Origin of the sequence: Micromonospora sp. WMMD998, from assembly GCF_029581235.1 — a bacterium.
GTDB lineage: Bacteria > Actinomycetota > Actinomycetes > Mycobacteriales > Micromonosporaceae > Micromonospora.
In genome coordinates this window covers 3,978,826-4,000,787 of sequence record NZ_CP120740.1, presented here as the reverse complement: position 1 = coordinate 4,000,787, position 21,962 = coordinate 3,978,826, and the positions used below count along the sequence as shown (strand labels likewise).

Sequence of the window (21,962 nt, the reverse complement as noted above, 5' to 3'; positions counted from 1 at the left end):
TCTTCGACCACACTCCCGAATCGCGGTACCACCCGTCGATCGTGGACTTGTGGCACCTCCCAAAAGCCACAGAAGCCGCATTCTCTGGCACCACAAGTCCAAGATCTGTGAGGCGAGGGCAGCGCGGAGCAGCGAGGGGCAGCGGCGGCTGGGTCAGCGGCGCCAGTGTTGGCGTGGAGCGAAACCCTCGCGGCGTAGCCAGTGTTCGGTGTAGACGATCCGCTGCGCCTCGACGACCACGAGCGTCTCCTCGGGCGGCTCGGCCAGCGACCGGCCCCGCTCGGCGTGCTCGTTCTGCCAGCGGAACGCCGACCAGTGGTGGGCGTGGTCCGGATGGTCCGGGGCGAGCACCCGGGCGACGCCGAACACCTGCGCGCCGCGGCTGCTGGCCAGCCCGACCAGCGGCGCGAAGACGCCGACGGACACCCGCGGGTCGGCGGCGATGTTGCGCATCTTCGGCGAGCGCGGCGCGGCGGTGAACATCAGCGTGAAGTCGAGCGGGTAGTAGCGCACCGGGGTGGCCAGCGGCCCGTCCGGCCCGGCGGTGGCGAGGACGCACATGTTCTGCGAGGACAGCAGGTTGTGGATGCGTTCCTCGAGGCGCTCCCGGTCGAGCTTCCTCGTCGGCGTCGGCCCGGCCAGCCACGGGTTCGTCAACGGCACGCGACGTCCTCGATCATGCCGGCACCCTACTGGGACGACGGCACCTCGGTGCGGCGGGGCACATATCGAGGGTACGCGGGGGTCAGCGCCGGCGGATGCTCGGGGTGCCGGCGACGGCGCCGCCGGAGACGCCGGACGAGCGGATCGTGGGCAGCGCGACCGCGTACCTGTCGACGCGGTCGACGGTGAGGCCGGCGAGCGTGTTCACGCGCCCACCTTTGCGGTGCTGGCGCGGACGACGACCTCGCCGGCCATCCGCAGGATCCGCCGGCGGCGGCCGGTGTTCTCGGTGAGCGCCATCTCCATCACCTTCTCGCCGAGCTCGCGCAGCGGCAGGGCGACCGTGGTCAGCGGCGGGGTGAGGTCGCGGACGATCGGGATGTCGTCGAACCCGGCGACGGAGACGTCGCCGGGCACCGACAGTCCGTGGTCGCGCAGCGCCGCGTACGCGCCGATGGCCATCACGTCGGTGAGCGCGAACACGCAGGTGGCGTCGAGGCCGCGGGTGAGCAGCTCGGTCATCGCCTGGTAGCCGCCGTCGCGGGTGAACGGCCCTTCGACGACGTGCGCCCGGTCGAGCGGGACGCCGGCGGCGGCCAGCTCGTCGCGGAAGCCGCCGAGCCGGTCGGCGACGGTGGTGAGCGCGCGGGGGCCGGAGAGCACCGCGAAGCGGCGGTGGCCGAGTTCCAGCAGGGCGCGGGCCATGGCGGCGGCGCCGGCCCGGTTTTCCGGCAGCACACTGTCGACCTTGAGGCTGCGGTGCCGGCTGACCACGGCGACCCGGCCGCCGCCGTCGAGGTAGGGCTTCAACTCGGCCTCCATGGCCCGTTCCCAACGGGCGTCCTCGAAGCCGGAGCCGGCGAGCAGGATGGCGGGGGCGCGTTCGGCGCGCAGCATCGACACGTACGCGATCTCCCGTTCCGGGTCGCGGAAGGTGCTGGCGAGCATGACCAGCAGGTCGTTGGCGCCGGCGACGCGCATGACGCCGCCGGCGATGGCGGCGAAGTAGGGGTCGGTGACGTCGTGGCAGATCACGCCGACGGTGCGGTGGGAGGCGCCGGCGAGCGCCCGGGCGTGCGCGTTGGGGGTGTAGGCGAGGTGCGCGGCGGCGGCGAGGACCCGGTCCCGTAGTTGTGGGGTGACCCGCATGCCGTTGAGCGCGCGGGAGGCCGTGGCCAGTGAGACGTCGGCGGCTCTGGCCACGTCTTCCAGGGTCACGTGCGTCCGTGGCTGCATCGTTTTCCCCCTGCGGGACGTCTTGACCTGCTCGATTCGGCGTGGTTACGGTAACATCCTGAAAGCGCTTACTGAAAGCGCATTCAGGGCCAACTCCCGACCTCACCGCGTTTTCGGCCACCGAGAACGGAGGGTCATGGCCGCGCGGAGATGACCGTCGAGCTGCGGCGCGTCCGGCGGGAGACCGGCACCACTCCGTCGCCGAGGTCATCGACGTCGATCGACTGAGCACTGGGAAGGACACACACGTGGAGCGCACGTCTATCGGGATCATCCTCAACGGCGTGACCGGACGGATGGGCTACCGGCAGCATCTCGTCCGGTCCCTGCTCGCGATCCGCGAGCAGGGCGGACTGCCCGCCCGCGACGGCAGCCGCATCTGGCCGGAGTTGACCCTGGTGGGCCGTAACGAGGCCCGGCTCGCCGAGATCGCCGCCCGGCACGGGCTCACCTCGTACACCACCGACCTGGACGCGGCGCTCGCCGACGACAGCCACCAGATCTACTTCGACGCGCAGGTGACCGCCGCGCGGGAGAAGGCGATCCGGGCGGCGATCGAGGCCGGCAGGCACATCTACACCGAGAAGCCGCTCGCCGAAGGGCTGGACGGGTCGCTGGAGCTGGCCCGGCTCGCCGCCGCCCGGGGCGTCAAGAACGGCGTGGTGCAGGACAAGCTGTTCCTGCCCGGCCTACGCAAGCTCAAGCGGCTCGTCGACGGCGGGTTCTTCGGCCGGATCCTGTCGGTGCGCGGCGAGTTCGGCTACTGGGTGTTCGAGGGCGACTGGCAGGACGCGCAGCGGCCGAGCTGGAACTACCGCGCCGAGGACGGCGGCGGCATCACCGTCGACATGTTCCCGCACTGGCACTACGTGCTGGAGCAGCTCTTCGGCCGGGTCACCGCCGTCACCGCGGTCACCGCCACGCACATCCCGGAGCGCGTCGACGAGAACGGCGTCACCTACCCGGCCACCGCCGACGACGCCGCGTACGGCATCTTCGAGCTGGCCGGCGGCATCATCGCCCAGATCAACTCCTCCTGGGCGGTGCGGGTCTACCGGGACGAGCTGGTCGAGTTCCAGGTCGACGGCACCCACGGCAGCGCGGTCGCCGGGCTGCGCGACTGCCGCATCCAGCACCGCGGCGCCACCCCGATGCCGGTGTGGAACCCGGACCTGCCGGTCACCGAGCCGTTCCGCGCGCAGTGGCAGACCGTGCCGGACAACGCCGACTACGACAACGGTTTCAAGGTGCAGTGGGAGGCGTTCCTGCGGCACGTCGTCGACAACGAGCCGTTCCCGTGGGACTTCCTCGCCGGCGTGCGCGGCGTGCAACTCGCCGAGGCCGGGCTGCGCTCCGCCCGCGAGGGCCGGCGGATCGAGATCGGGGAGATCGACAGGTGACCGCGCGGATCACCCTGCCCACCCGGGGCGGCGGCGTCGAGACGCTCACCCTGCGGGAGCCGGCCGGCTGGCAGCGGCCGGCCGCGCCGCCGACCAGCCGGATCGCGTACGCGGCGGCGCACGTGGTCGCCGACCCGTACGCCGACAACGCCCCCGGCGCCCCGGCCCGGCTGGACTGGGACGCCACCCTTGCGGTGCGGCGCGATCTCTGGTCCTGGGGGCTGGGCGTGGCCGAGGCGATGGACACCGCACAGCGCGGCATGGGGCTGGACTGGGCGGCCACCCGGGAGCTGATCCGGCGCAGCGCCGCCGAGGCCGCCGCCTGCGGCGGACGCATCGTCGCCGGGGCGGCCACCGACCAGCTCACCGGCGTGCCCGACACGCTCGACGAGGTCGTCACCGCGTACGCCGAGCAGGTCGCGTACGTGCAGGAGTGCGGCGCGGTCGCGGTGGTGATGGCCAGCCGGCACCTCGCCGCGCTCGCCACCGGCCCGGACGACTACCGGCGCGTCTACGAGCAGGTGCTGGGGTCCACCGGCGCGCCCGTGGTGCTGCACTGGCTCGGCGACACGTTCGACCCGGCGCTGGCCGGCTACTGGGGCTCGACCGACCTGGACGACGCCACCAAGACGTTCGTCGCGCTCGTGCACGCCCACGCCGACGTGATCGACGGGGTGAAGGTGTCGCTGCTGGACGCCGCGCGGGAGGTGCGGCTGCGGGAGCTGCTGCCGCCGACGGTGCGGGTCTACACCGGCGACGACTTCCACTACCCGGAGCTGATCGAAGGCGACGGCGCCCGGTCCAGCCACGCGCTGCTCGGCGCGTTCGCGGCGATCGCCCCGGCCGCGTCGGCGGCGCTGCAACGGCTCGACGCGGGCGACCCGGCCGGTTTCCGGGCGGTCCTCGACCCGACCGTGCCGCTGTCCCGGCACGTGTTCGCCGCGCCCACGCCGTACTACAAGACCGGCATCGCGTTCCTGTCCTGGCTGAACGGGCGGCAACCCGGCTTCACCATGGTCGGCGGCCTGCACGGCGGGCGCGGCGTCCCGCACCTGGTCGAGACGTTCCGGCTGGCCGACGCCGCCGGGCTGCTGCTCGACCCGGAGCTGGCGGCCGACCGGATGCGCGGCTACCTGACCGTGGCGGGGGTGACCGGATGACCGCCGACCCGCGACTGGCGAAGCTGTCGCTCAACCAGCGCACCACGCAGCGCTGGTCGGTCCGGGAGGCGGTCGACGGCTGTGTGCGCGCCGGCATCCCGGCGATCGGGCTGTGGCGTGAACCGGTCGCCGAGATCGGCGTACCGGCCGCCGCGACACTCGTCGCGGACGCCGGGCTGCGGGTGTCGTCACTGTGCCGGGGCGGGTTCCTCACCGCCGCCGACGAACGCGCGCGGGCCGAGGCGCTGGCCGACAACCGGCGCGCCATCGACGAGGCGGCCGGGCTCGGCACCGACTGCCTGGTGCTGGTCGTCGGCGGCCTGCCGCCCGGCTCCCGGGACCTGGTCGGCGCGCGAGCCCGGGTCGCCGACGCGCTGGCCGAGCTGGCCCCGTACGCGGGCGAGCGCGGCGTGCGGCTGGCGTTGGAGCCGCTGCACCCGATGTACTGCGCCGACCGGGCGGTGCTGTCCACGCTCGGGCAGGCGCTCGACCTGGCCGAGGCGTTCCCGACCGAGCAGGTGGGCGTCGTGGTGGACTCGTTCCACGTCTGGTGGGACCCGGACGTGTGGCGGCAGATCGCCCGCGCCGGGGCACGGATCGCCAGTTTCCAGGTCTGCGACTTCCTCACCCCGCTCCCGGCCGACGTGCTGCTGGGCCGCGGCATGATGGGCGACGGGCACATCGACTTCCCGCCGCTGCGCCGGGCCGTCGAGGCGGCCGGCTACGCCGGGGACACCGAGGTGGAGATCTTCAACGCCGAGGTGTGGGCGACCGACCCGGACCAGGTCCTCGCCACCATGGCCGACCGCTACGTCGAGCTGGTGCTGGCCGACTGATGCGGGTCGTCGTCGCGCCGGACTCGTTCGAGGGCCCCGCGATGACGTACGGCTGGTGCCGCTCGCGGACGGCGGCGAGGGCCTGGCTGCGCGAGGCGGGCGGCCGGCTCGCCGAGCGAATCCGGCCTGTCGGACAAAACAGGTAGCCGTCCGGCGGGTAGCTGCGTCACGATCGGATCATGACCTTCCCGCATCCCTCGATCACCACGCCGATCACCCCCGACCTGCTGCGCGGCGCGCTCGACCTGGAGACCACCGCGTACGGCGTGCTGCCGCACCGGCTACCCGCGCGGGCCCGGGCGCAGAACAGCGACCCGCAGGTGGCGATGGCGGAGGCGATGCCGTCCGGCGTGCGGCTGCTGTTCCGCACCCGTGCCACCGTGGTCGAGCTGGACGTGCTCGCCACCAAGATGGTCTACCAGGGTGCCCCGCCGCGTCCGGACGGCCGCTACGACCTGCTTGTCGACGGGCGCCTCGCCGGCCAGGGCACGGCCGGCGGCGGCAAGGTGCTCGCCATCGACCTGACCACCGGCGCCGTGACCGACAAGCCGGGCCCGGTCGCCACGGTCCGCTTCACCGACCTGCCCGCCGGCGACAAGGAGGTGGAGATCTGGCTGCCGCAGCGGGAGATCACCGAGCTGGTGGCGCTGCGCACCGACGCGCCGGTCGAGACCGTCGGCGACCGCGGCCGGCGGGTGTGGCTGCACCACGGCAGCTCGATCAGCCACGGCTCGGACGCCGAGAGCCCCACCGGCACGTGGCCGGCGATCGCCGCCGGGCTCGCCGGAGTCGAGCTGGTCAACCTCGGGTTCAGCGGCAGCGCGCTGCTCGACCCGTTCACCGCGTGGGCCATGCGGGACACCCCGGCGGACCTGATCAGCGTCAAGATCGGCATCAACCTGGTGAACGGCGACGTGATGCGGCTGCGCGCGTTCACCCCGGCGGTGCACGGCTTCCTCGACACCCTGCGGGAGGGGCATCCGGACACCCCGCTGCTCGTCGTGTCGTCGATCCTGTGCCCGATCCAGGAGGACACCCCCGGCCCCGGCGCGGCCGACTTCAGCACCGGCACGCTCCAGTTCCGCGCCACAGGTGACCCGGCCGAACAGGCCGCCGGCAAGCTCACCCTGCGGGTCATCCGCGCGGAACTGGCCCGGATCGTGGCCGCCCGGGCCGCCGAGGACCCGCACCTGCACTACCTGGACGGCCTGGCGCTCTACGGTGAGGCGGACTACGCCGAGCTGCCGCTGCCCGACCAGTTGCACCCCGACCCGGTCGCGGACCGCCGCATCGGCGAGCGCTTCGCCGCGCTGGCGTTCGGCCCGGGCGGCCCGTTCGCCGCCGGCCCCTGACGCCTACCCGCGACAAGCGCCGCGTCGGCGGCGAACCGGTGGCGGGTTGGCCGGATCGCCGTCGACGCGGTGTGATGGTCGGACGAACCGGCGCACCCGAGGAGGACCCACATGGCGCACGGCCCGGTGCTCGTCATCGGACTCGACCCGGTCCGGATCCCCGGCTGGGACCCGGAGCCGGTGGTGGCCGCGATCGCGCGCGGCCACGCCCGCTTCGCCGAGCACGGGATCGAGGCCGACCTGTGCCTCACCGGGACCGACGCGGACGCCGAGCGGGAGATCGCGGCGGCGTTGACCCGACGGGACTACGCCTGCGTGGTGGTCGGCGGCGGCATCCGCAAGCACGAGCCGCTGCTGGAGTTCTTCGAGCAGGTGATCAACCTGGTGCACCGGCACGCGCCGGGCGCGTCGATCGCCTTCAACAGCAGGCCGGACGACACCGTGGACGCCGCCCTGCGCCGGCTCGGTCAGAGTTCCGGCAGTCCGGGATCGTAGACCGAGTAGTGGTCGGGACAGACCCAGAGGAAGTCACCCGACTCGGAGACCACCCGCCGCAGCCCCGCGAAGTCCCGAGCCGGATCGAGGTCGAACAGCAGCTCCCGGACCGCGCGGAAGCCACCGACCTCGTCCGAGAACCCGACCGCGAGACCTGATTCGCCCGCACCCGTCGGAAACAGACTCGCCACCGCGCCCATCAGGTCGGTCTCCGCCTTGAGTCGGGTCATCTCCGCGGTCCGCGCGGGATCGAGCGCGCCGAGAAGACCTGCCACCGCGCCGGTGAGCGGGATGAGACGCAGCACCTTCGACAGTCGCAGGAGATAGGGCTCGGCCCGGAGGAACCATTCCCGGGACCGGCTGAACCGGTAACCGGGGTGGCGGCACCGGTGCTGGTGCTCCGGGTGCTCGCACCAGAGGTTGAGGACGAACCGGTGCCGGAACAACCGCGCCGGATTGAAGCGGGAGCCGGTGGTCTGGGAGATGCTGATCAGGGCCGGACAGTCGGCGACCTCGGTGGACAGCATCCGTCGGACGCGGTGGAGCATGAGCGCCGTGTCGCTCGCGATCGACTCGATCTGGTGCACCGTAGCCGTCATGCCGGAGATCTCCTGCACCATCTCCTCGAAGAGCCGATCCTGTCGGGCGAGCGCCGACGAGGCCGACTCGTACTCCCCGGGAAATCCGGTCAGAAGCAACGTGAGCGCCATGTCCCGAAGACAGGTGTGACACGTGACGGCGTCACGGCCGCTCTGGAACAGACCGTCGAGAGCGGACAACGGGAAGGTTCCGGCGCACTGCGCGCCCCCGGGTGCGTTCGGGCACGGTACGAGCAGGTTGTACCGCAGGCCGGGCCACCGCGTTCTCAGCAGGTCCTCCACCGCGTCCCGGAGGATGCTGAAGAAGTAGACCGGCGACGGTCCGCGTACGGTCAGGTACAGCCGCTTGTCGTCGACGAGTTCGATCAGCGCTTCCAGGTTGTAGCTGTCGTGGCGGAGGAAGACGCCGCGTCGCCAGTGCAGACCGGTGGAGAACCGGTAGTTGCGAACGGTCAACCAGGCGATCAGTCCAGGGACGTCGTCCGACAACTCGCAGACCAGACTGACCTCGTTCACCTTGCTCGACCTGACCAGGTTGCTCTGCCATCGCAACACCGGCCGCTCGTACGGCACCAGTTGGGCCACCAGGCTCTTGTCCGAATCCGGCAACCGGTAGGAGACGTCGAACTTCTCCATCAGGCGCAGGAAGTACGGATGATGTTCGGCGGGATACTGCTCGCGATCCGGATCGGCGGACTGCCAGATGTCGCGCAGACGGCCGTGGTCGAGCACCCCACCAGCCGCCCGGGTCGACATGTCCTCCAGGACGTAGCCGATCGCTCTGGTCAACCACTCGGGTTGCAGCACGATGATGTCGCGCAGGCCGTCGATCTCGGAGAAGTAGACGACGTTGCCGAGGTCGTGGAGCAGTTCGATGAGCGTCCGCTCAGCCTCCGCGTCGACGTTGTGCTTCACACAGATGTCGTGGTAGCTGCGGTACGGGATCTGCGGGTGGTTGAGCGAGGCGAGTTCGTCGCGCACCGCGATCCACCGCTTGCTCAGCCGCCGCCCCATCTGCGGGTACCGGGACGCCTCGTGGGCGAGTTCCCGCTCGATGTCCGGCAGACCCGTGCCCGAGGCGTTGTCGACGACCCACTGACCGATCAGTGACGGGGCGAACTTCGCCCGCAGGTACGGGATGTCGATCTCGGGCTGGCGTTCGTCGCCGTGCGTCGCGACGATCATCACGCGGGCGTCCCGCCCGACCCGCAGGCGGATCAGCCTGAGCCAGAACTCGATCGAGTTCTCGTCCTGCCCCTGCCGCGGCTTCCAGACGAGGAGGTACAGGGACCGCCGTGAGAAGAAGAACTGGTGGGTGATCCGATACACCTCCTGCCCGCCGAAGTCCCAGATGCGAAACGTGATGACGACGTCCGACTCCGACGGGTGCGGCAACTCCACATTGCTCAGTTCGATGCCGTGTGTCGTCGGACGCCCGACCACGAACGGATGCCGATGGAAGGCGCCGACCAGGGAGCTCTTGCCGACCTCGCCCTCGCCGACGAGCAGCACCTTGATCTCGTAGAGCGGGACGCCGTCGCGTCCCTCGTCCCGCAGGTACGCCAGCAGCGCCGGTAGCCCTCGGGAGTAGAGATCGCCCAACGGCTCCGCGAGATGCTCCGGCTGGAGGCGCAGTGTGTCCAGTTGGGGAAGGTCCGCGAGTTCGGTCGGCAGGTCCGTGACGATCGCGGTGCCCAGGTTCAACTCACGGAGCCGGGCCAACTGACCGACCTCGGCGGGCAGCCGGACGTATCTGCCGCCGACGACCGTCAGGTGCTCCAGTCTGGGCAGGTGGAAGACCTGCAGCGGCAGACTGCCGTCGGCCGCGGGCGGCATGGTGAGCAACGTGAGCATCGGCAGCGCGGCGAAGCCCCTCGGCAGCCAGTCCAGTCGGCAGGTGGCATCGATGTCCAGCCGCCGCAGGTTTTTCAACTTGTGGATGCCCGGCGGGAGTTGGCGATACTGCCCGCCGAGTGCCAACTGCTCCAGGGAGGAGCACTCCCAGAGGGCCTCCGGAATCTCGACCAGTGGGCACCCGTGCACGTCGAGCTGCCGGAGTCGTTTCAGATTGCCGATCTCCTCGGGCAGCCGGCGGAGGCTGCCGCCGTTGGCGTTGATGCCCTCCAGGCGGGTCAGTGTGCCGATCTCCGGTGGCAGGGACTGGATCTGGCTGTCTCGCAGATCAAGGAACCTGAGGTTGTGCAACTGGCCGATCTCCGGCGGGAGACTCGTCTCCCTGGTCCCCACCAGCGTCAGTATCATTCGGTCCAGACGGCCCGCTTCACGGACAAGGTCCAGAACGGACGAGGACATACCGATGTTCCCCTGTGTTGTGCGGACGCGGCGGGCGCCGGCGGGCGTCGATCGGAACCCGCGCGGCACGGAATTGCCGTCCGATTAACGTGCTTCCTCGATCTGCCTGAAAGGGTTCTGTCGGGAAGCCGTCTCGCTCACACGGCGGCCACACCTCGGCGACGCCGTCGGGGCACGAGGGACGGCCAGCTCCGAGACCTGCGACTTCGACAACTGCCGGATGCCGAGCTTTTCCGGCCCGTAGCCAGCCCCGTAGATCGTGTCCGCTTCAGCGGACATCACCGCCTGCGCGGACGTGCGGATCATCGCCTGCAACACATGCGGCGACACGCGCGATCTGCTCGCGCAGCAGGTCCAGACGTTTCACACTCTCAGATGCGGCTTATCGCCGCAATACTCCCATCACGGGCGAGTCGTACACCACTCCCGTGGACGCAACCACCTACTGATACACCCATAGCGTTCCACTCACGGGCGAGGCGGGGCACGAGTGGAACGCTATGGGTGCCTACGGCGTCCTGAGACACCCCTGGTGTTCCACCCATGGGCTCGGCAGAGCACGAGTGGAACGCTGTGGGTGTCTACTGCGGGCGGATGGTGGCGGGTTGGTGGTGCGGTTCACCGAGCCGAACCGCCCCACCCCACAGACCGGCCGACGCGGCTGGTCAGGTTGTGGGGAGCCAGGCCAGCGTCGTCATGCCGGCCAGGCCGGTCGCCTTCAGGCCGGCGTCGGAGACGGTCCAGAGCACGTCGCCGACCACGAGCGACCGGCGGATCCGCGTCCAGTCCACGCCGTCGGTCAGGGCCGGCGGGTGCTCGACCGTGCCGGCCACGGTGAACCCGCGGTCGCCGACCCGCAGCGCCAGCGCCCCGGTGCCCGGTTCGCCCGTGCCGACCCCGCCATCGGCCCGGTCGGTGGCCACGCCGGGCCGTGTCACCGGGATCACCAGCAGGTGCTCCGGCGCCCAGTAGAGGAACGCGTGCGGGTCGGACTCGGCGTCGGACCAGCCCTGCGCGACGTGGTGCCGGGCGGCCCGGGTCGGCCGGGCCGGGTCGGCGACGTCGAACAGCGACACCTGCGTGCCCTGGACCTGGCCCCGGTCGGTGGCCTCCTGCCCGACGCCGAACAACCGGCCGTCCCCGGCCGGGTGCAGGTACGAGGAATACCCGTTGATCTTCAACTCGCCCGTCGTCCGGGGTGCGGCGGGATCGCGCAGGTCCACCGTGTAGAGCGGGTCGGTCTGCCGGAACGTCACCACGTATCCGGTGTCGCCGAGGAACCGCACCGCGAAGATCCGCTCACCGCGGCCCAGGCCGGTGACCTGCCCGACCGTGCGGAGTTTCGCGCCGTCGGTGCGCAGCACGTACACCCCGGAGGTGGAGTCGGTCCCGCGTCGTCCGCCGTCATCGGTGGTGGTCGCCACCCGCAGGTGACCGTTCCACTCGGACAGCGCGTACTGGTTGATCAGCCAGCCCGGCACCGAGCCGGCGGCGACGTAGCGCGGGGTGCCCGAGCGGGTGTCGAACTGGTAGATCTCGGTGGTGTCCGCCGTCCGGACCGACGACGCGCCCGCCCGCCACCAGCGCCGGTCGTTGGTGAGATAGAGCCGCGGGCCGCTGCTGTAGACGGTGTCGCCGTCGGCCGCGACGGTCACCGGGTCGCCCGTGCCGAGGGTGGTCGCGGCGAGGTCGAAGCTGAGCACGGTCACCATCGAGGCGCCGGAGAAGCCGGCCGGCCGGCTGACCCGGTCGCAGCCGACCCGCCCGCCGGTGGTGCGGCCACCCTCGCGGACCTCGTACCGGGGCAGCCAGTCGTCGAGCGTCGCCCTGGCGATGACGGCGCGGTTGGCGGCGGTACGCCTGGCGTCCGTGCTGTCGTGCGGCGGCGCGAAGGCCAGCCGGGGCGTGGAGCGGACCACCACCCGGGCGGTGGCGCCGACCTGCCGGGCGTCGACCAGGCTGCCGTCGATCCGGTAGTCGCCGACGACCTTCGGCGCCCCGGCGAGGTCCACCAGGACCAGTCGGGCCTCGGGTGCGCTCGGGGCCGGCCGGCCCTTCGGCGCGGCGGGCCTGGTCACCCATCGGGCGGGGAGCAGCACCAGCGCCCGGTCGCCGTGCAGCAGCAGGCTGGCATCACCGCCGGAGAACCGCTGCGCGGACGGCGGGTCGATCTCCAGCCGCCCGGTGAGCTTGCGGCTCGCCGGGTCCACCACGGACAGCACGCCCCGGGTGACCGTGACGATCCGCCGGCCGTCGGTCTTGACCAGGTCCGGCTCGTCCACCCCGGCCTCGTGCACGGTGGTGCCGGAGAAGCCGCCCGTGGACGCGCCCGCGCTGTCCTTCGCCGCGCCCGCCGCGGAGGCGCGTTCCGCGGAGGCGAACGGCACGACGTCGCCGTCCGGCCCGAAGCCCCACGGGCCGACCGCCGCCTTCGCGGCGCTCCGGAGCTGCTTCAGCGCCTCGTCGCACGAGTCGAAGGCGACCAGTCGCAGCCCGCCCGCCGGCCCGCCCCGGTCGCGGGGCGGTGGGGCGGACGGGTGCGCGGTGCATCCGGCGAGGGTCAGCGCGGCGACCATCGCCCATCCGACGGTCCGGGTTCTGCCAGTCATGGTCGGTCAGACGTGACCGCACCGGTCCTGGTTCCCCGACGCGCGGCGGTCAGCCGCCGGCCATCGCGCCGAGCACGATGAACGGCTCCTTGCCGGCGACCACCTCCTCGGGCAGCGGCGCGTCCGGCGGCTCGTTCGACAGGTCCAGCTCGCAGGCGTAGAAGCGGACGAACGGCCGGCGCTCGCCGCTGCGCCGGTCGCGGATCGTGCCCAGCAGCATCGGGTACGCCGCCTCCAGCGCGTCGAGCACCTCGCGCTGGGTGGGCGGCCCGGCCACCTCGACGCGGACCTCGCCGGCGACGTGCGCCAGGTTCTTCAGGTGGGCCGGCAGCACGACCCGGATCACGGCAACACCTGGACCTCGACGGAGAGCACCGCGGGCAGGTCGCGCACGATCGGCGCCCAGGTGTCGCCGTCGTCCGCCGAGTGGTAGACCTGGCCACCCGTGGTGCCGAAGTAGATGCCGCACGGGTCGAGCGTGTCGACCGCCATCGCGTCGCGCAGCACGTTGACGTAGCAGTGCGACTGCGGCAGGCCCTCGGTCAGCGGCTCCCACCGCTCACCGCCGGTGCGGCTGCGGTAGACGCGCAGTTTGCCCTCCGGCGGGTAGTGCAGCGAGTCGCTGGTGATCGGCACGACGTAGACCGTCTCCGGCTCGTGCGCGTGCACCGCGATCGGGAAGCCGAAGTCGCTCGGGAGGTCGCCGCTGACCTCCCGCCAGTTCGCGCCGGCGTCGTCGGTGCGCATCACGTCCCAGTGCTTCTGCATGAACAGCGTGTCCGGCCGGGACGGGTGCTGGGCGAGGCGGTGCACGCAGTGGCCGACCTCGGCGTCGGTGTCGGGGATCTCCCCCGAGCGCAGCCCCTTGTTGATCGGCAGCCAGCTCGCGCCGCCGTCGTCGCTGCGGAACGCCCCGGCGGCGGAGATCGCGACGTAGATCCGGTCGCGGTCGGCCGGGTCGAGGATGATCGTGTGCAGGCACATGCCGCCGGCGCCGGGCTGCCACGTCGGGCCGGTCGGGTGCTGGCGCAGCGCGGTCAACTCCGACCACTTCTCACCGCCGTCGGTGGACCGGTAGAGCGCGGCGTCCTCGCCGCCCGCGTATACCGTCTCGGCGTCGTGGCGGGACGGCTCGAGGTGCCAGATCCGCTTGAACTCCCACGGCCGGGGCGTGCCGTCGTACCAGAGGTGCTCCCCGACCTCGCCGGCGTAGGCGAAGTCGTTGCCGACCGGCGTCCAGTTTCGGCCGCCGTCGTCCGAGCGCTGGATGAGCTGCCCGAACCAGCCACCGGACTGGGACGCGTAGAGCCGGTCCGGCGCGACCGGCGAGCCGGTCAGGTGGTAGATCTCCCAGCCGCCGAAGTGGGGCCCGTCGACCGTCCAGTCGCCGCGCCGCCCGTCGGACGTCAGGATGAACGCGCCCTTGCGCGTGCCCACAAGTACCCGTGTCGTCGTCACGTCTCGTCCTCCATTCGATGGTTCCCCACGTCCGACCGTGCGCCGCGCCGAAACTCATCGCTGTCGTACTCCTCGGGTACGACAATCGGCCTCAGCACAGGTGGCGACGGGGTCGCCACGCCGGCCGCCGGGGATTGTCGGTGCGAGTCGTTACCCTGCGCGCATGACCGGGCCCGGAGACGTACCCCCCGCCTACCTCGACCGACTGCGGCCGGTCTGCCTCGGCCTGCCGGAGACCTACGAGGAGCCGGCCTGGGTCGGCACGCGCTGGCGGGTCCGCAGGCGCACGTTCGCCCACGTGCTCACCGTCGACCCCGACCACCAGGCGGCGTACGCGCGGGCCGCGGCGACCGACGAGCCGATCTGCGCGCTGACGTTCCGCTCCCCCGGCGACGAGATCGCCGGGTTGATCGCCGCCGGCCCGCCGTTCTTCAAACCGGGGTGGGGCGCCGACGTGGTGGGCATGGCGCTCGACGGCGCGACGGACTGGGCCGAGGTGGCCGAGTTGCTCACCGAGAGCTACTGCGTGCTCGCCCCGAAGAAGCTGGTCGCGCGGGTCGCGCGCCCGTTCGGCCCGGTGTGACCCGCCCCGCCGGGGGTGCCGCCATCACCCCGTTTCCGGCTACCGTGTGCGGGGTAGCACTACCGGAACCCGGGCCTGTCGCCGCGCTGGTCCCGGGGGCAGCGACCGACGCGGCCGACGAGACCGCCGGGGGGTGAGCGTGCGGGTGCTGGCAGGTCGTTACCGGCTGGTCGAGCAGATCGGCCGGGGCGGGACGGCGATCGTCTGGCGCGCCGTCGACGAGCTCCTCGGGCGGACCGTCGCGGTGAAGCTGCTCGACTCCGACGCCGCCGACGACCGGTGGTGGCGGGCCGCGGTGCGGGCCGAGGCACGGGCCGCCGCCCGCCTCAACCACGCGAACGTCGCCGCCGTCTACGACTACGGCGAGGCCCGCACCGCCGGGCTGCGCCGGCTGCCCTTCCTGGTGCTGGAATACGTCGAGGGCGAGACGCTCGCCGACGCGCTGCGCCGCGACGGGGCACTGGACTGGCCGCGGGCCGCCCGGGTCTGCGCGGAGGTCGCGGCCGGTGTCGCCGCCGTGCACGCCGCCGGGCTGGTGCACCGCGACCTCAAGCCGGGCAACGTGCTGCTGTCGCCCGCCGGGCCGAAACTTGTGGATCTCGGCATCGCGCTCGCGGTCGGCGCCGACACCGTGAACGGTCGGGGCGAGATCCGGGGCACACCCGCCTACATGGCGCCGGAGCAACTGCTCGGCGACGTCGCCGTGCCCGCCAGCGACGTCTACGCCCTCGGCCTGCTGCTCACCGAGTGCCTGACCGGGCGCCGCCCGGTGCGCCCCGACGAGCCCGAACGCGACGACCACCTCGCCGACCTCCCGGTCGACGGCGTCCCGGACGCCGTCGACGGCCTCCGACGGGCCTGCCTGGCGCCGCAGGCCCAGGACCGGCCGACGGCCGACGAGGTGGCCCGCCGGCTCGGCGCGACCGTCGAGCCTCCCCAGGCGCGGATGCGACCCGCCGTGGCCGGCCACCCGGCCGCCCCACCGACGGTGGCCGCCGGGACCGCCCGGTCGCGACGCCGCCGGGCGCTGCTGGTGGGCAGCCTGCCGGTCGTGCTGGCGGGCGCGGTGCTCGCCGCCCAACTGCCCGGGCTCTCCTCGACCGGCGACGCCGCCGAGGGTGCGGCGGAGCTGCCGTCCGCCACGCCGTTCGGCTGTGCCGTCGCCTGGTCCTCGGACCGGTCGACGGACGGCACGTTCGGCGCCGACGTCACCGTCGAGATGAGCGGGCCGCGACCGGACGGCGAGCCGGTGCTGTCCTTCCGGCTTCCCCCCGGCCAGCGGCTCACCGCGCCGCTCGACCGCTGGCAGTCGGGTCGCCAGGTGCGCCTGCCGGTCGCGATGGACCAGGCCGGCACGACGCGGCTCCCGCTGCGGGGCACCTGGACGGACCGCACCGGCACCGCCGCCGACTCGTTCGCGGTCGGCGGCGTGCCGTGCCGGCGGTCCGCGCTCGTCACGATCGGCGACACCCGCTCCGCGACCGGCCCGTCCCGACCCGAGGCGCCCCCGACCACCGAGCCGGTCCGGGCCGACGCTCCGCCGTCCGACTCCGTGCCCGACAGCGAGCCCACCGCCGATCCCCAGCCGTCCGGCCCCACCAGCGAGGAGCCGTCTCGCTCCGCCACACCGTCGCCGTCCACCAGCCCGTCGCGCTCCGCCACACCGTCGGCGTCGCCGACACCGCCCCCACCGACCGCCGACCCCACCGGGACGACCGAGCCGCCGACGACGCCACCGACCGGGCCCGACGGCGAGGCGGCGGAGCCGACCGGCACGACGCCGGGCAGCGACGCCGGCGACACCGATCCCGACACCCGGGCGTGAGCACCGGCAGGATCACCAGAGGTACGCCGAGGCGGCGCCGAGCGGGCGACTAGGGTGAGCACCGGCGTGCCGGCAAGCCGGCCGGTACTTGACCGTCGTGTTCCGAAGCTGCGGCAGGAGTCATCGTGCGAGCCCGAGACCTGGCTGTCCCGTTCCCCTCCATCACGCTGTCCTCGCCCGTGCTGGAGGCGGCCCGGTTGCTGGCGGACAACAACCTGCCCGGGCTGATCGTCGTCGACGACCGGGAGCGCCCGGTGAGCGTCCTGCCCGGCGCGCAGGTGCTGCGCCTGGTGATCCCCGGCTACTGCCGGGAGGACCCCACCCTGGCCCGGATGATCGACGAGCCCACCGCCGACGTGTTCTTCCGGGGGGCGGAGGGTCGGACCGTGCGGGACCTGCTGCCCCGCGACCGACCGGAGCCGCCGGTGGTCGAACCGCAGGCGACGGTGCTGGAGGTCGCCGCCGTGATGGCGCAGCGGCTGAGCCCGCTGGTGGCGGTGGCGCCCCGCGGCGAGCCGATGATCGGCGGCATCACCCTGGACGCCCTGCTCGACCGGATGCTGGCCGCATGACCGGGCTGGCCTGGGCGTCGGTGGCCGTCTTCTCCGTCGCGTACGTCCTGATCGCCACCGAGAAGATCCACCGGGTCGCCGCCGCGCTCGGCGGCGCGGCCGTGATGTTCCTGATCGGCGCCACCGACGCCGGGCATGCCTTCTTCTCCGAAGAGTCCGGCGTCGACTGGAACGTGATCTTCCTGCTGATCGGCATGATGCTCATCGTCGCCGTGCTCAAACGCACGGGCGGTTTCGAGTACGTGGCGGTCTGGGCGTCGAAGCGGGCGCGGGGCCGCCCGTACCGGGTGATGGTGATCCTCGTGCTGATCACGGCGGTGGCGTCGGCGGCGCTCGACAACGTCACCACCGTGCTGCTCATCGCCCCGGTGACGTTCCTGGTCTGCGAACGGCTCGGGGTGCCGGCGGTGCCGTTCCTCATCGCCGAGGCGATGGCCTCGAACATCGGCGGCACCGCCACCCTGGTGGGCGACCCGCCGAACATCATCATCGGCAGCCGGGGCGGGCTGTCGTACAACGACTTCCTGGTCCACCTCGCGCCGCTCGTGGCGCTGCTGCTCGTGGTCTTCCTCGGGTTGTGCCGGCTGATGTTCCGCGACGCGTTCCGCTACGACGCGGAGCGGGCCGCGCAGATCGCCGCCCTGCGCGAGCGGGACGCGATCCGCGACCGCCGGCTGCTGATCCTCGGGCTGGCCGTGCTCGCGGCGGTGACCGTGGCATTCGTGCTGCACACCGTGCTGGACCTGGAACCGGCGGTGGTCGCGCTGCTCGGCGGGCTGCTGCTGCTGGCGCTCTCCCGGCTCGACGCCGGAGAGGTCAGCCGGGACGTGGAGTGGCCGACCCTGGTGTTCTTCGCCGGCCTGTTCATCATGGTCGGCGCGCTCGTCAACACCGGTGTGGTCGAGCAGATCTCGCAGGCCGCCATCGACGCCACCGAGGGCCGGCTGCTGCCCGCGTCGCTGGTGCTGCTGTGGGGGTCGGCGGTGCTGTCGGCGATCGTCGACAACATCCCGTACGTGGCGACGATGAGCCCGGTGGTGGCGGATCTCGTGCACGCCCAGGGCGGCGGCGGGCAGTCGCGGGTGCTGTGGTGGGCGCTGGCGCTCGGCGCGGACCTCGGCGGCAACGCCACCGCCGTCGGCGCCTCGGCCAACGTCGTCGTGCTCGGCCTGGCCGAACGCGCCGGGCATCGGATCACCTTCTGGCAGTTCACCCGCTACGGTCTGCTGGTCACCCTGGTCACCGTCGGGCTGGCGATGCCGTACCTGTGGCTGCGCTACTTCGCCTTCGCCTGAGCGTCCCCGCTCACCCGAGCTTCTTGCGCAGCGTCTCGAACGCCAGGTCCGGGCGGCGCGGCAGGCCGAACCGCTCGTCGCCGTACGGGAACGGGCTCAGCTCGCCGGTGCGGACGTAGCCGCGCCGCTCGTACCAGGCGATCAGGTCGTCGCGCTGGACGATCACGGTCATCCGCAGCTCGCCGGCGTGCCAGCGGTCCCGGGCGAACCGCTCGGCCCCGGCCAGCAACTCCCGGCCCAGCCCGCCGCCCTGCTCGGCCGGCGCGACCGCGAACATGCCGAAGTAGGCGTGGTCGTCGCGCCGCTCCAACTGGCAGCAGGCGACCAGGCGTCCGTCGCGCTCCACCACCAGGACCACCCCGTCCGGGCCGGCCACCGCCGCTTCCACCATCTCCGGGTCGGCGCGCTGCCCGTCGAGCAGGTCGGCCTCGTGGGTCCAGCCGGCCCGGGCGCGGTCCCCCCGGTACGCCGACTCGATCAGGTCGACCAGGGCGGGCACGTCGGCGGGCCGGGCGGTACGGGTGTTCATCGGCGCTCCACGGTCGAGGCGGGGTACCGGGCCAGCGTACGCAGTATGCCGGTCGTCCGACGGCGCGGGACGGCCGGAAGCAGCGCGGCGTGGTTGACTGCCCGGCGTGGAGGCGACCATCGGCGCGCCCGGCCTGCCGGCCACGCTCGACCTGCCCGCCGGGCCGGTTCGCGGCGGCCTGGTGGTGCTGCACGGCTCGCACGCCGACAAGCGGTCCCACTTCCTCTACGCCCACCTGGCCCGGCTGCTGCCGCCGGCCGGCGTCGCGGCGCTGCGCTTCGACCGCCGCCCCCGCGTCGACGGCCACGACGTGCCGCTGGCCGACCAGGCCGACGACGCCGCCGCAGCGGTGACCGAGCTGCGCCGGCACGTCGGTGCGGCGCCGGTCGGGCTGTGGGGTTTCAGCCAGGGGTCCTGGGCGGCGGCGTTCACGGCCACCCGGCATCCGGTCGACTTCCTGGTCCAGGTCGGGTGCAGCGGGGTCAGCCCGGCCGCCCAGATGCGCTACGGCACCGCCGAACAGTTGCGCCGGCACGGCTACGGGCCGGACGACCTGGCCGAGCTGGCCCGACTGCGTGGGGTCGCCGAGGGGTTCCTGCGCGGCGACGTGCCCCGGCCGACCGCGCAGGCGGACGTGGACGCCGCGGCGCAGCGGCCGTGGTTCCCGCTGGCGTTCCTGCCCCGCGAGCTACCCGAAGCGCCCGGCACCTGGGCCGACATGACCGTGGCCCGGCTGGCCGGCTGCGACCACGCGCCCACCCTCGACGAGCGCGAGGAGCTGGCCGGCGTCAGCGCGCAGTACGAGTCGGTCCTGCTGGACTGGCTGGGCAAGGTGCTGCCGGAACCGGAATCGCCTCGCCGCTGACCGCCGTCGTGGCTACGCTGCCCGCCATGACCGCCGCCGACTTGCCGACCTGCGAGTTCGCCTTCCCCGGCCCGCTGCGTGACCAGTTGGTCGCCGCCGTGCTCGCCGGGACCAAGACCAGCACCACCGGCCTGCTCCAGGACTACGAGATCGACGACGAGGCGCTGCCGGAGGTCGGCACCCGGTTCGCGGTGGTCGACTCGGCCGGCGCGCCGGTGGCGGTGATCGAGGTGGTCGAGGTCCGCGTCGCCCGGGTCGGCGACGTGGACCTCGACCACGCCCGCGACGAGGGCGAGGGGTACGAGTCGGTCGCCGCCTGGCGGGCCGGGCACGAGCGCTACTGGCACGGCGCGGACTACCGCGGCTGGCTCGGGGACCCGGCGTTCACCGTGGCCGACGACACGCCGGCGGTGCTGGAGCGCTTCCGGCTCGTCGAGACGCTCTGACCCGGCTCGGTCGAACCACCGGGCCCGCATGTCCGCCCCGCCCGGCGGGAAGCGCAGCACGGTCACCACGAGTGTGACTGCCCGGCCGCCCGTACCGCCGAACCGGCCGCTGCCACCGCGCACGGCGACACACGCGCCGGAGCGCTCTGGTCCGGCGCCCTTTGGGTGCACCTGTTGTCGTCATAGCGACAACAGGTGCACCCAAAGCCGGGGAGGCGCGGAGCGCGTAGGGGTGGTGGTTCCGCTTGGGGGGCCGATACCGTCGGGGCGTGCGAGGTCGGCCGCCAAGGCCGGCGCGGGAGCCGACGTCGGCGGTGGCCGGAGAGGGGCATGCGTGGCGCTGCTGAGCTGGCTCGCCGAGTCCACCGACGAACGTCCGGACGCGGTCCGGGTGGACGACCTGTCGATGTCCTGGGTGGAGCTGCGCCGGGCCGCCACCGCGGTCGCCGACGATCTGCGCGGGGCCCGGCGGGTCGCGGTGCCCGCCACGGCCAGCCTGGAGACCGTGGTCGGCGTGGTCGGCGGGCTGTTGGCCGGCGCGGCGGTCGTGCCGGTGCCGCCGGACGCCGGTCCGGTGGAACGCGACCACATCCTGCGTGACTCCGGGGCCGAGGCGCTGGTGACGCCGCACGACGACGGTTCCGCGACGCTGCCGGTCGTGCCGGTGGACCTGACCCGGCGCTCGGACACCCGGCACCCGGAGCCGGACCCGACGGCCACCGCGCTGATCCTCTACACCAGCGGCACCACGGGCGCGCCCAAGGGCGCGGTGCTGTCCCGCCGCGCGGTCGCCGCCTGCCTGGACGGGCTCGCCGACGCCTGGGCGTGGACCCCCGACGACGTGCTGGCGCACGGGCTGCCGCTGTTCCACGTGCACGGGCTCGTGCTCGGCGTGCTGGGCCCGCTGCGCGTCGGCAGCCGGCTGCGCCACGTCGGCCGACCCCGCCCCGACCGGTACGCGGCAGCCGGCGGCTCGCTCTACTTCGGCGTACCCACGATCTGGTCGCGGATCGCGGCGGAGCCGGCGGCGGCGCGGGCGCTGCGCGGCGCCCGGCTGCTGGTGTCGGGCAGCGCGGCGCTGCCCGAGCCGGTCTTCGCGGCGCTCGGCGGGCTGACCGGGCACCGGCCGGTCGAGCGGTACGGGATGACCGAGACGCTGATCACGGTGAGCGCCCGCGCCGACGGGCCGCGACGGCCGGGCACGGTGGGCGTGCCGCTGCCCGGGGTGCGCACCCGCGTGGTCGACGAGCACGGCGCCCCGCTGCCCGCCGGCACCATGGGCGAGTTGCAGGTGCGCGGGGAGACGCTCTTCGACGGCTACCTCCACCGGCCGGACGCCGACGCCGCCGCCCGGACCGCCGACGACTGGTTCCGCACCGGCGACGTGGCGACGGTCGGCCCGGACGGCTGGCACCGGATCGTCGGCCGGGCCGCCACCGACCTGATCAAGAGCGGCGGCTACCGGATCGGCGCGGGTGAGGTGGAGGACGCGCTGCTGGCCCATCCGGGCGTGCGGGAGGCCGCCGTCGTCGGGCTCCCCCACCCCGACCTGGGCCAGCAGGTCACCGCGTACGTGGTCGGCGACGGCCTGGGCGAGACCGAGCTGATCGACTTCGTGGCCCGGCAGTTGTCCGTGCACAAGCGGCCCCGGCAGGTGCGGCTTGTCGACGCGCTGCCCCGCAACGCCATGGGCAAGGTGCAGAAGAGCCGGCTGACCGAGGGCTGA

General features: G+C 73.2%; 21 protein-coding genes. 12 read left to right on the top strand and 9 right to left on the bottom strand.

Annotation, left to right across the window (positions count from 1 at the left end; translation table 11 throughout):
• Positions 1-153: 153 nt before the first annotated feature.
• From O7619_RS18210 to O7619_RS18200, 3 genes are all read right to left on the bottom strand, one after another.
• Positions 154-663 (bottom strand): pyridoxamine 5'-phosphate oxidase family protein, encoded by a 510-nt coding sequence (locus O7619_RS18210; protein ID WP_282282162.1) that lies wholly within the window; start codon positions 661-663, stop codon positions 154-156.
• 82 nt (positions 664-745) lie between these two features.
• Complete coding sequence (locus O7619_RS18205; protein WP_282282160.1) at positions 746-871, bottom strand: hypothetical protein; 126 nt, start codon at positions 869-871, stop codon at positions 746-748.
• Complete coding sequence (locus tag O7619_RS18200) at positions 868-1,866, bottom strand: LacI family DNA-binding transcriptional regulator (protein WP_282282158.1); 999 nt, start codon at positions 1,864-1,866, stop codon at positions 868-870. The genes O7619_RS18205 and O7619_RS18200 overlap by 4 nt, the downstream gene beginning before the upstream one ends.
• Positions 1,867-2,147: 281 nt before the next feature.
• Between O7619_RS18200 and O7619_RS18195 the strand changes: the two genes are divergently transcribed.
• The 5 genes from O7619_RS18195 (at position 2,148) to O7619_RS18175 (ending at position 7,142) form a co-directional block, all read left to right on the top strand.
• Entirely contained in the window at positions 2,148-3,299 is a 1,152-nt protein-coding gene (locus tag O7619_RS18195; protein ID WP_282282157.1) for a Gfo/Idh/MocA family oxidoreductase, read from the top strand.
• Positions 3,296-4,459: a dihydrodipicolinate synthase family protein gene (locus O7619_RS18190; protein ID WP_282282156.1), complete on the top strand. Its 1,164-nt coding sequence runs from the start codon at positions 3,296-3,298 to the stop codon at positions 4,457-4,459. Before O7619_RS18195 ends, O7619_RS18190 begins: the two co-directional genes overlap by 4 nt.
• Positions 4,456-5,295 (top strand): sugar phosphate isomerase/epimerase family protein, encoded by an 840-nt coding sequence (locus O7619_RS18185; RefSeq protein WP_282282154.1) that lies wholly within the window; start codon positions 4,456-4,458, stop codon positions 5,293-5,295. The genes O7619_RS18190 and O7619_RS18185 overlap by 4 nt, the downstream gene beginning before the upstream one ends.
• 179 nt (positions 5,296-5,474) lie before the next feature.
• Complete coding sequence (locus O7619_RS18180; protein WP_282282152.1) at positions 5,475-6,647, top strand: SGNH/GDSL hydrolase family protein; 1,173 nt, start codon at positions 5,475-5,477, stop codon at positions 6,645-6,647.
• 111 nt (positions 6,648-6,758) lie between these two features.
• Positions 6,759-7,142, top strand: coding sequence for a hypothetical protein (locus O7619_RS18175; RefSeq protein ID WP_282282151.1), 384 nt, complete (start codon positions 6,759-6,761; stop codon positions 7,140-7,142).
• Here O7619_RS18175 and O7619_RS18170 read toward each other — a convergent pair.
• From O7619_RS18170 to O7619_RS18150, 5 genes are all read right to left on the bottom strand, one after another.
• Positions 7,115-9,988 carry a COR domain-containing protein gene (locus O7619_RS18170; RefSeq protein ID WP_282282150.1) on the bottom strand — a complete coding sequence of 958 codons (2,874 nt, stop codon included), beginning with the start codon at positions 9,986-9,988 and terminating at the stop codon, positions 7,115-7,117. The two genes, O7619_RS18175 and O7619_RS18170, sit on opposite strands and share 28 nt — an antisense overlap.
• 150 nt (positions 9,989-10,138) lie before the next feature.
• A complete protein-coding gene (locus O7619_RS18165; protein WP_282282149.1) occupies positions 10,139-10,384 on the bottom strand; it encodes a hypothetical protein in 246 nt (81 codons plus the stop codon).
• A 335-nt stretch (positions 10,385-10,719) separates the two neighbouring features.
• Positions 10,720-12,663 (bottom strand): beta-propeller domain-containing protein, encoded by a 1,944-nt coding sequence (locus O7619_RS18160; protein ID WP_282282148.1) that lies wholly within the window; start codon positions 12,661-12,663, stop codon positions 10,720-10,722.
• Between the two features lie 49 nt (positions 12,664-12,712).
• The gene (locus O7619_RS18155; protein ID WP_281589610.1) at positions 12,713-13,009 is read right to left on the bottom strand and encodes a MoaD/ThiS family protein; all 297 of its coding nucleotides are present in this window, start codon (positions 13,007-13,009) and stop codon (positions 12,713-12,715) included.
• Complete coding sequence (locus O7619_RS18150) at positions 13,006-14,121, bottom strand: sialidase family protein (RefSeq protein ID WP_282282147.1); 1,116 nt, start codon at positions 14,119-14,121, stop codon at positions 13,006-13,008. Before O7619_RS18150 ends, O7619_RS18155 begins: the two co-directional genes overlap by 4 nt.
• Before the next feature lie 163 nt (positions 14,122-14,284).
• On the opposite strand from O7619_RS18150, the gene O7619_RS18145 reads away from it, so the two are divergent.
• The 4 genes from O7619_RS18145 to O7619_RS18130 all read left to right on the top strand — a co-directional run bounded on the left by O7619_RS18145 (position 14,285) and on the right by O7619_RS18130 (position 18,396).
• Positions 14,285-14,704 carry an MmcQ/YjbR family DNA-binding protein gene (locus O7619_RS18145; RefSeq protein ID WP_282282146.1) on the top strand — a complete coding sequence of 140 codons (420 nt, stop codon included), beginning with the start codon at positions 14,285-14,287 and terminating at the stop codon, positions 14,702-14,704.
• 145 nt (positions 14,705-14,849) lie between these two features.
• Positions 14,850-16,529 (top strand): serine/threonine-protein kinase, encoded by a 1,680-nt coding sequence (locus tag O7619_RS18140; RefSeq protein WP_282282145.1) that lies wholly within the window; start codon positions 14,850-14,852, stop codon positions 16,527-16,529.
• A gap of 125 nt (positions 16,530-16,654) precedes the next feature.
• Positions 16,655-17,101, top strand: a complete 447-nt coding sequence (locus O7619_RS18135; protein ID WP_281589616.1) for a CBS domain-containing protein — start codon at positions 16,655-16,657, stop codon at positions 17,099-17,101.
• Positions 17,098-18,396, top strand: coding sequence for an ArsB/NhaD family transporter (locus O7619_RS18130; protein WP_282282144.1), 1,299 nt, complete (start codon positions 17,098-17,100; stop codon positions 18,394-18,396). Before O7619_RS18135 ends, O7619_RS18130 begins: the two co-directional genes overlap by 4 nt.
• Before the next feature lie 10 nt (positions 18,397-18,406).
• Here the strand turns inward: O7619_RS18130 and O7619_RS18125 are convergent, their stop codons facing one another.
• On the bottom strand, positions 18,407-18,925 hold the full coding sequence (locus O7619_RS18125; protein ID WP_282282143.1) for a GNAT family N-acetyltransferase: 519 nt from the start codon (positions 18,923-18,925) through the stop codon (positions 18,407-18,409).
• A 106-nt stretch (positions 18,926-19,031) separates the two neighbouring features.
• On the opposite strand from O7619_RS18125, the gene O7619_RS18120 reads away from it, so the two are divergent.
• The 3 genes from O7619_RS18120 (at position 19,032) to O7619_RS18110 (ending at position 21,962) form a co-directional block, all read left to right on the top strand.
• Positions 19,032-19,790, top strand: coding sequence for an alpha/beta hydrolase (locus O7619_RS18120; RefSeq protein ID WP_282282142.1), 759 nt, complete (start codon positions 19,032-19,034; stop codon positions 19,788-19,790).
• 26 nt (positions 19,791-19,816) lie between these two features.
• On the top strand, positions 19,817-20,236 hold the full coding sequence (locus O7619_RS18115) for an ASCH domain-containing protein (RefSeq protein ID WP_282282141.1): 420 nt from the start codon (positions 19,817-19,819) through the stop codon (positions 20,234-20,236).
• 334 nt (positions 20,237-20,570) lie between these two features.
• The gene (locus O7619_RS18110; RefSeq protein ID WP_282282140.1) at positions 20,571-21,962 is read left to right on the top strand and encodes an acyl-CoA synthetase; all 1,392 of its coding nucleotides are present in this window, start codon (positions 20,571-20,573) and stop codon (positions 21,960-21,962) included.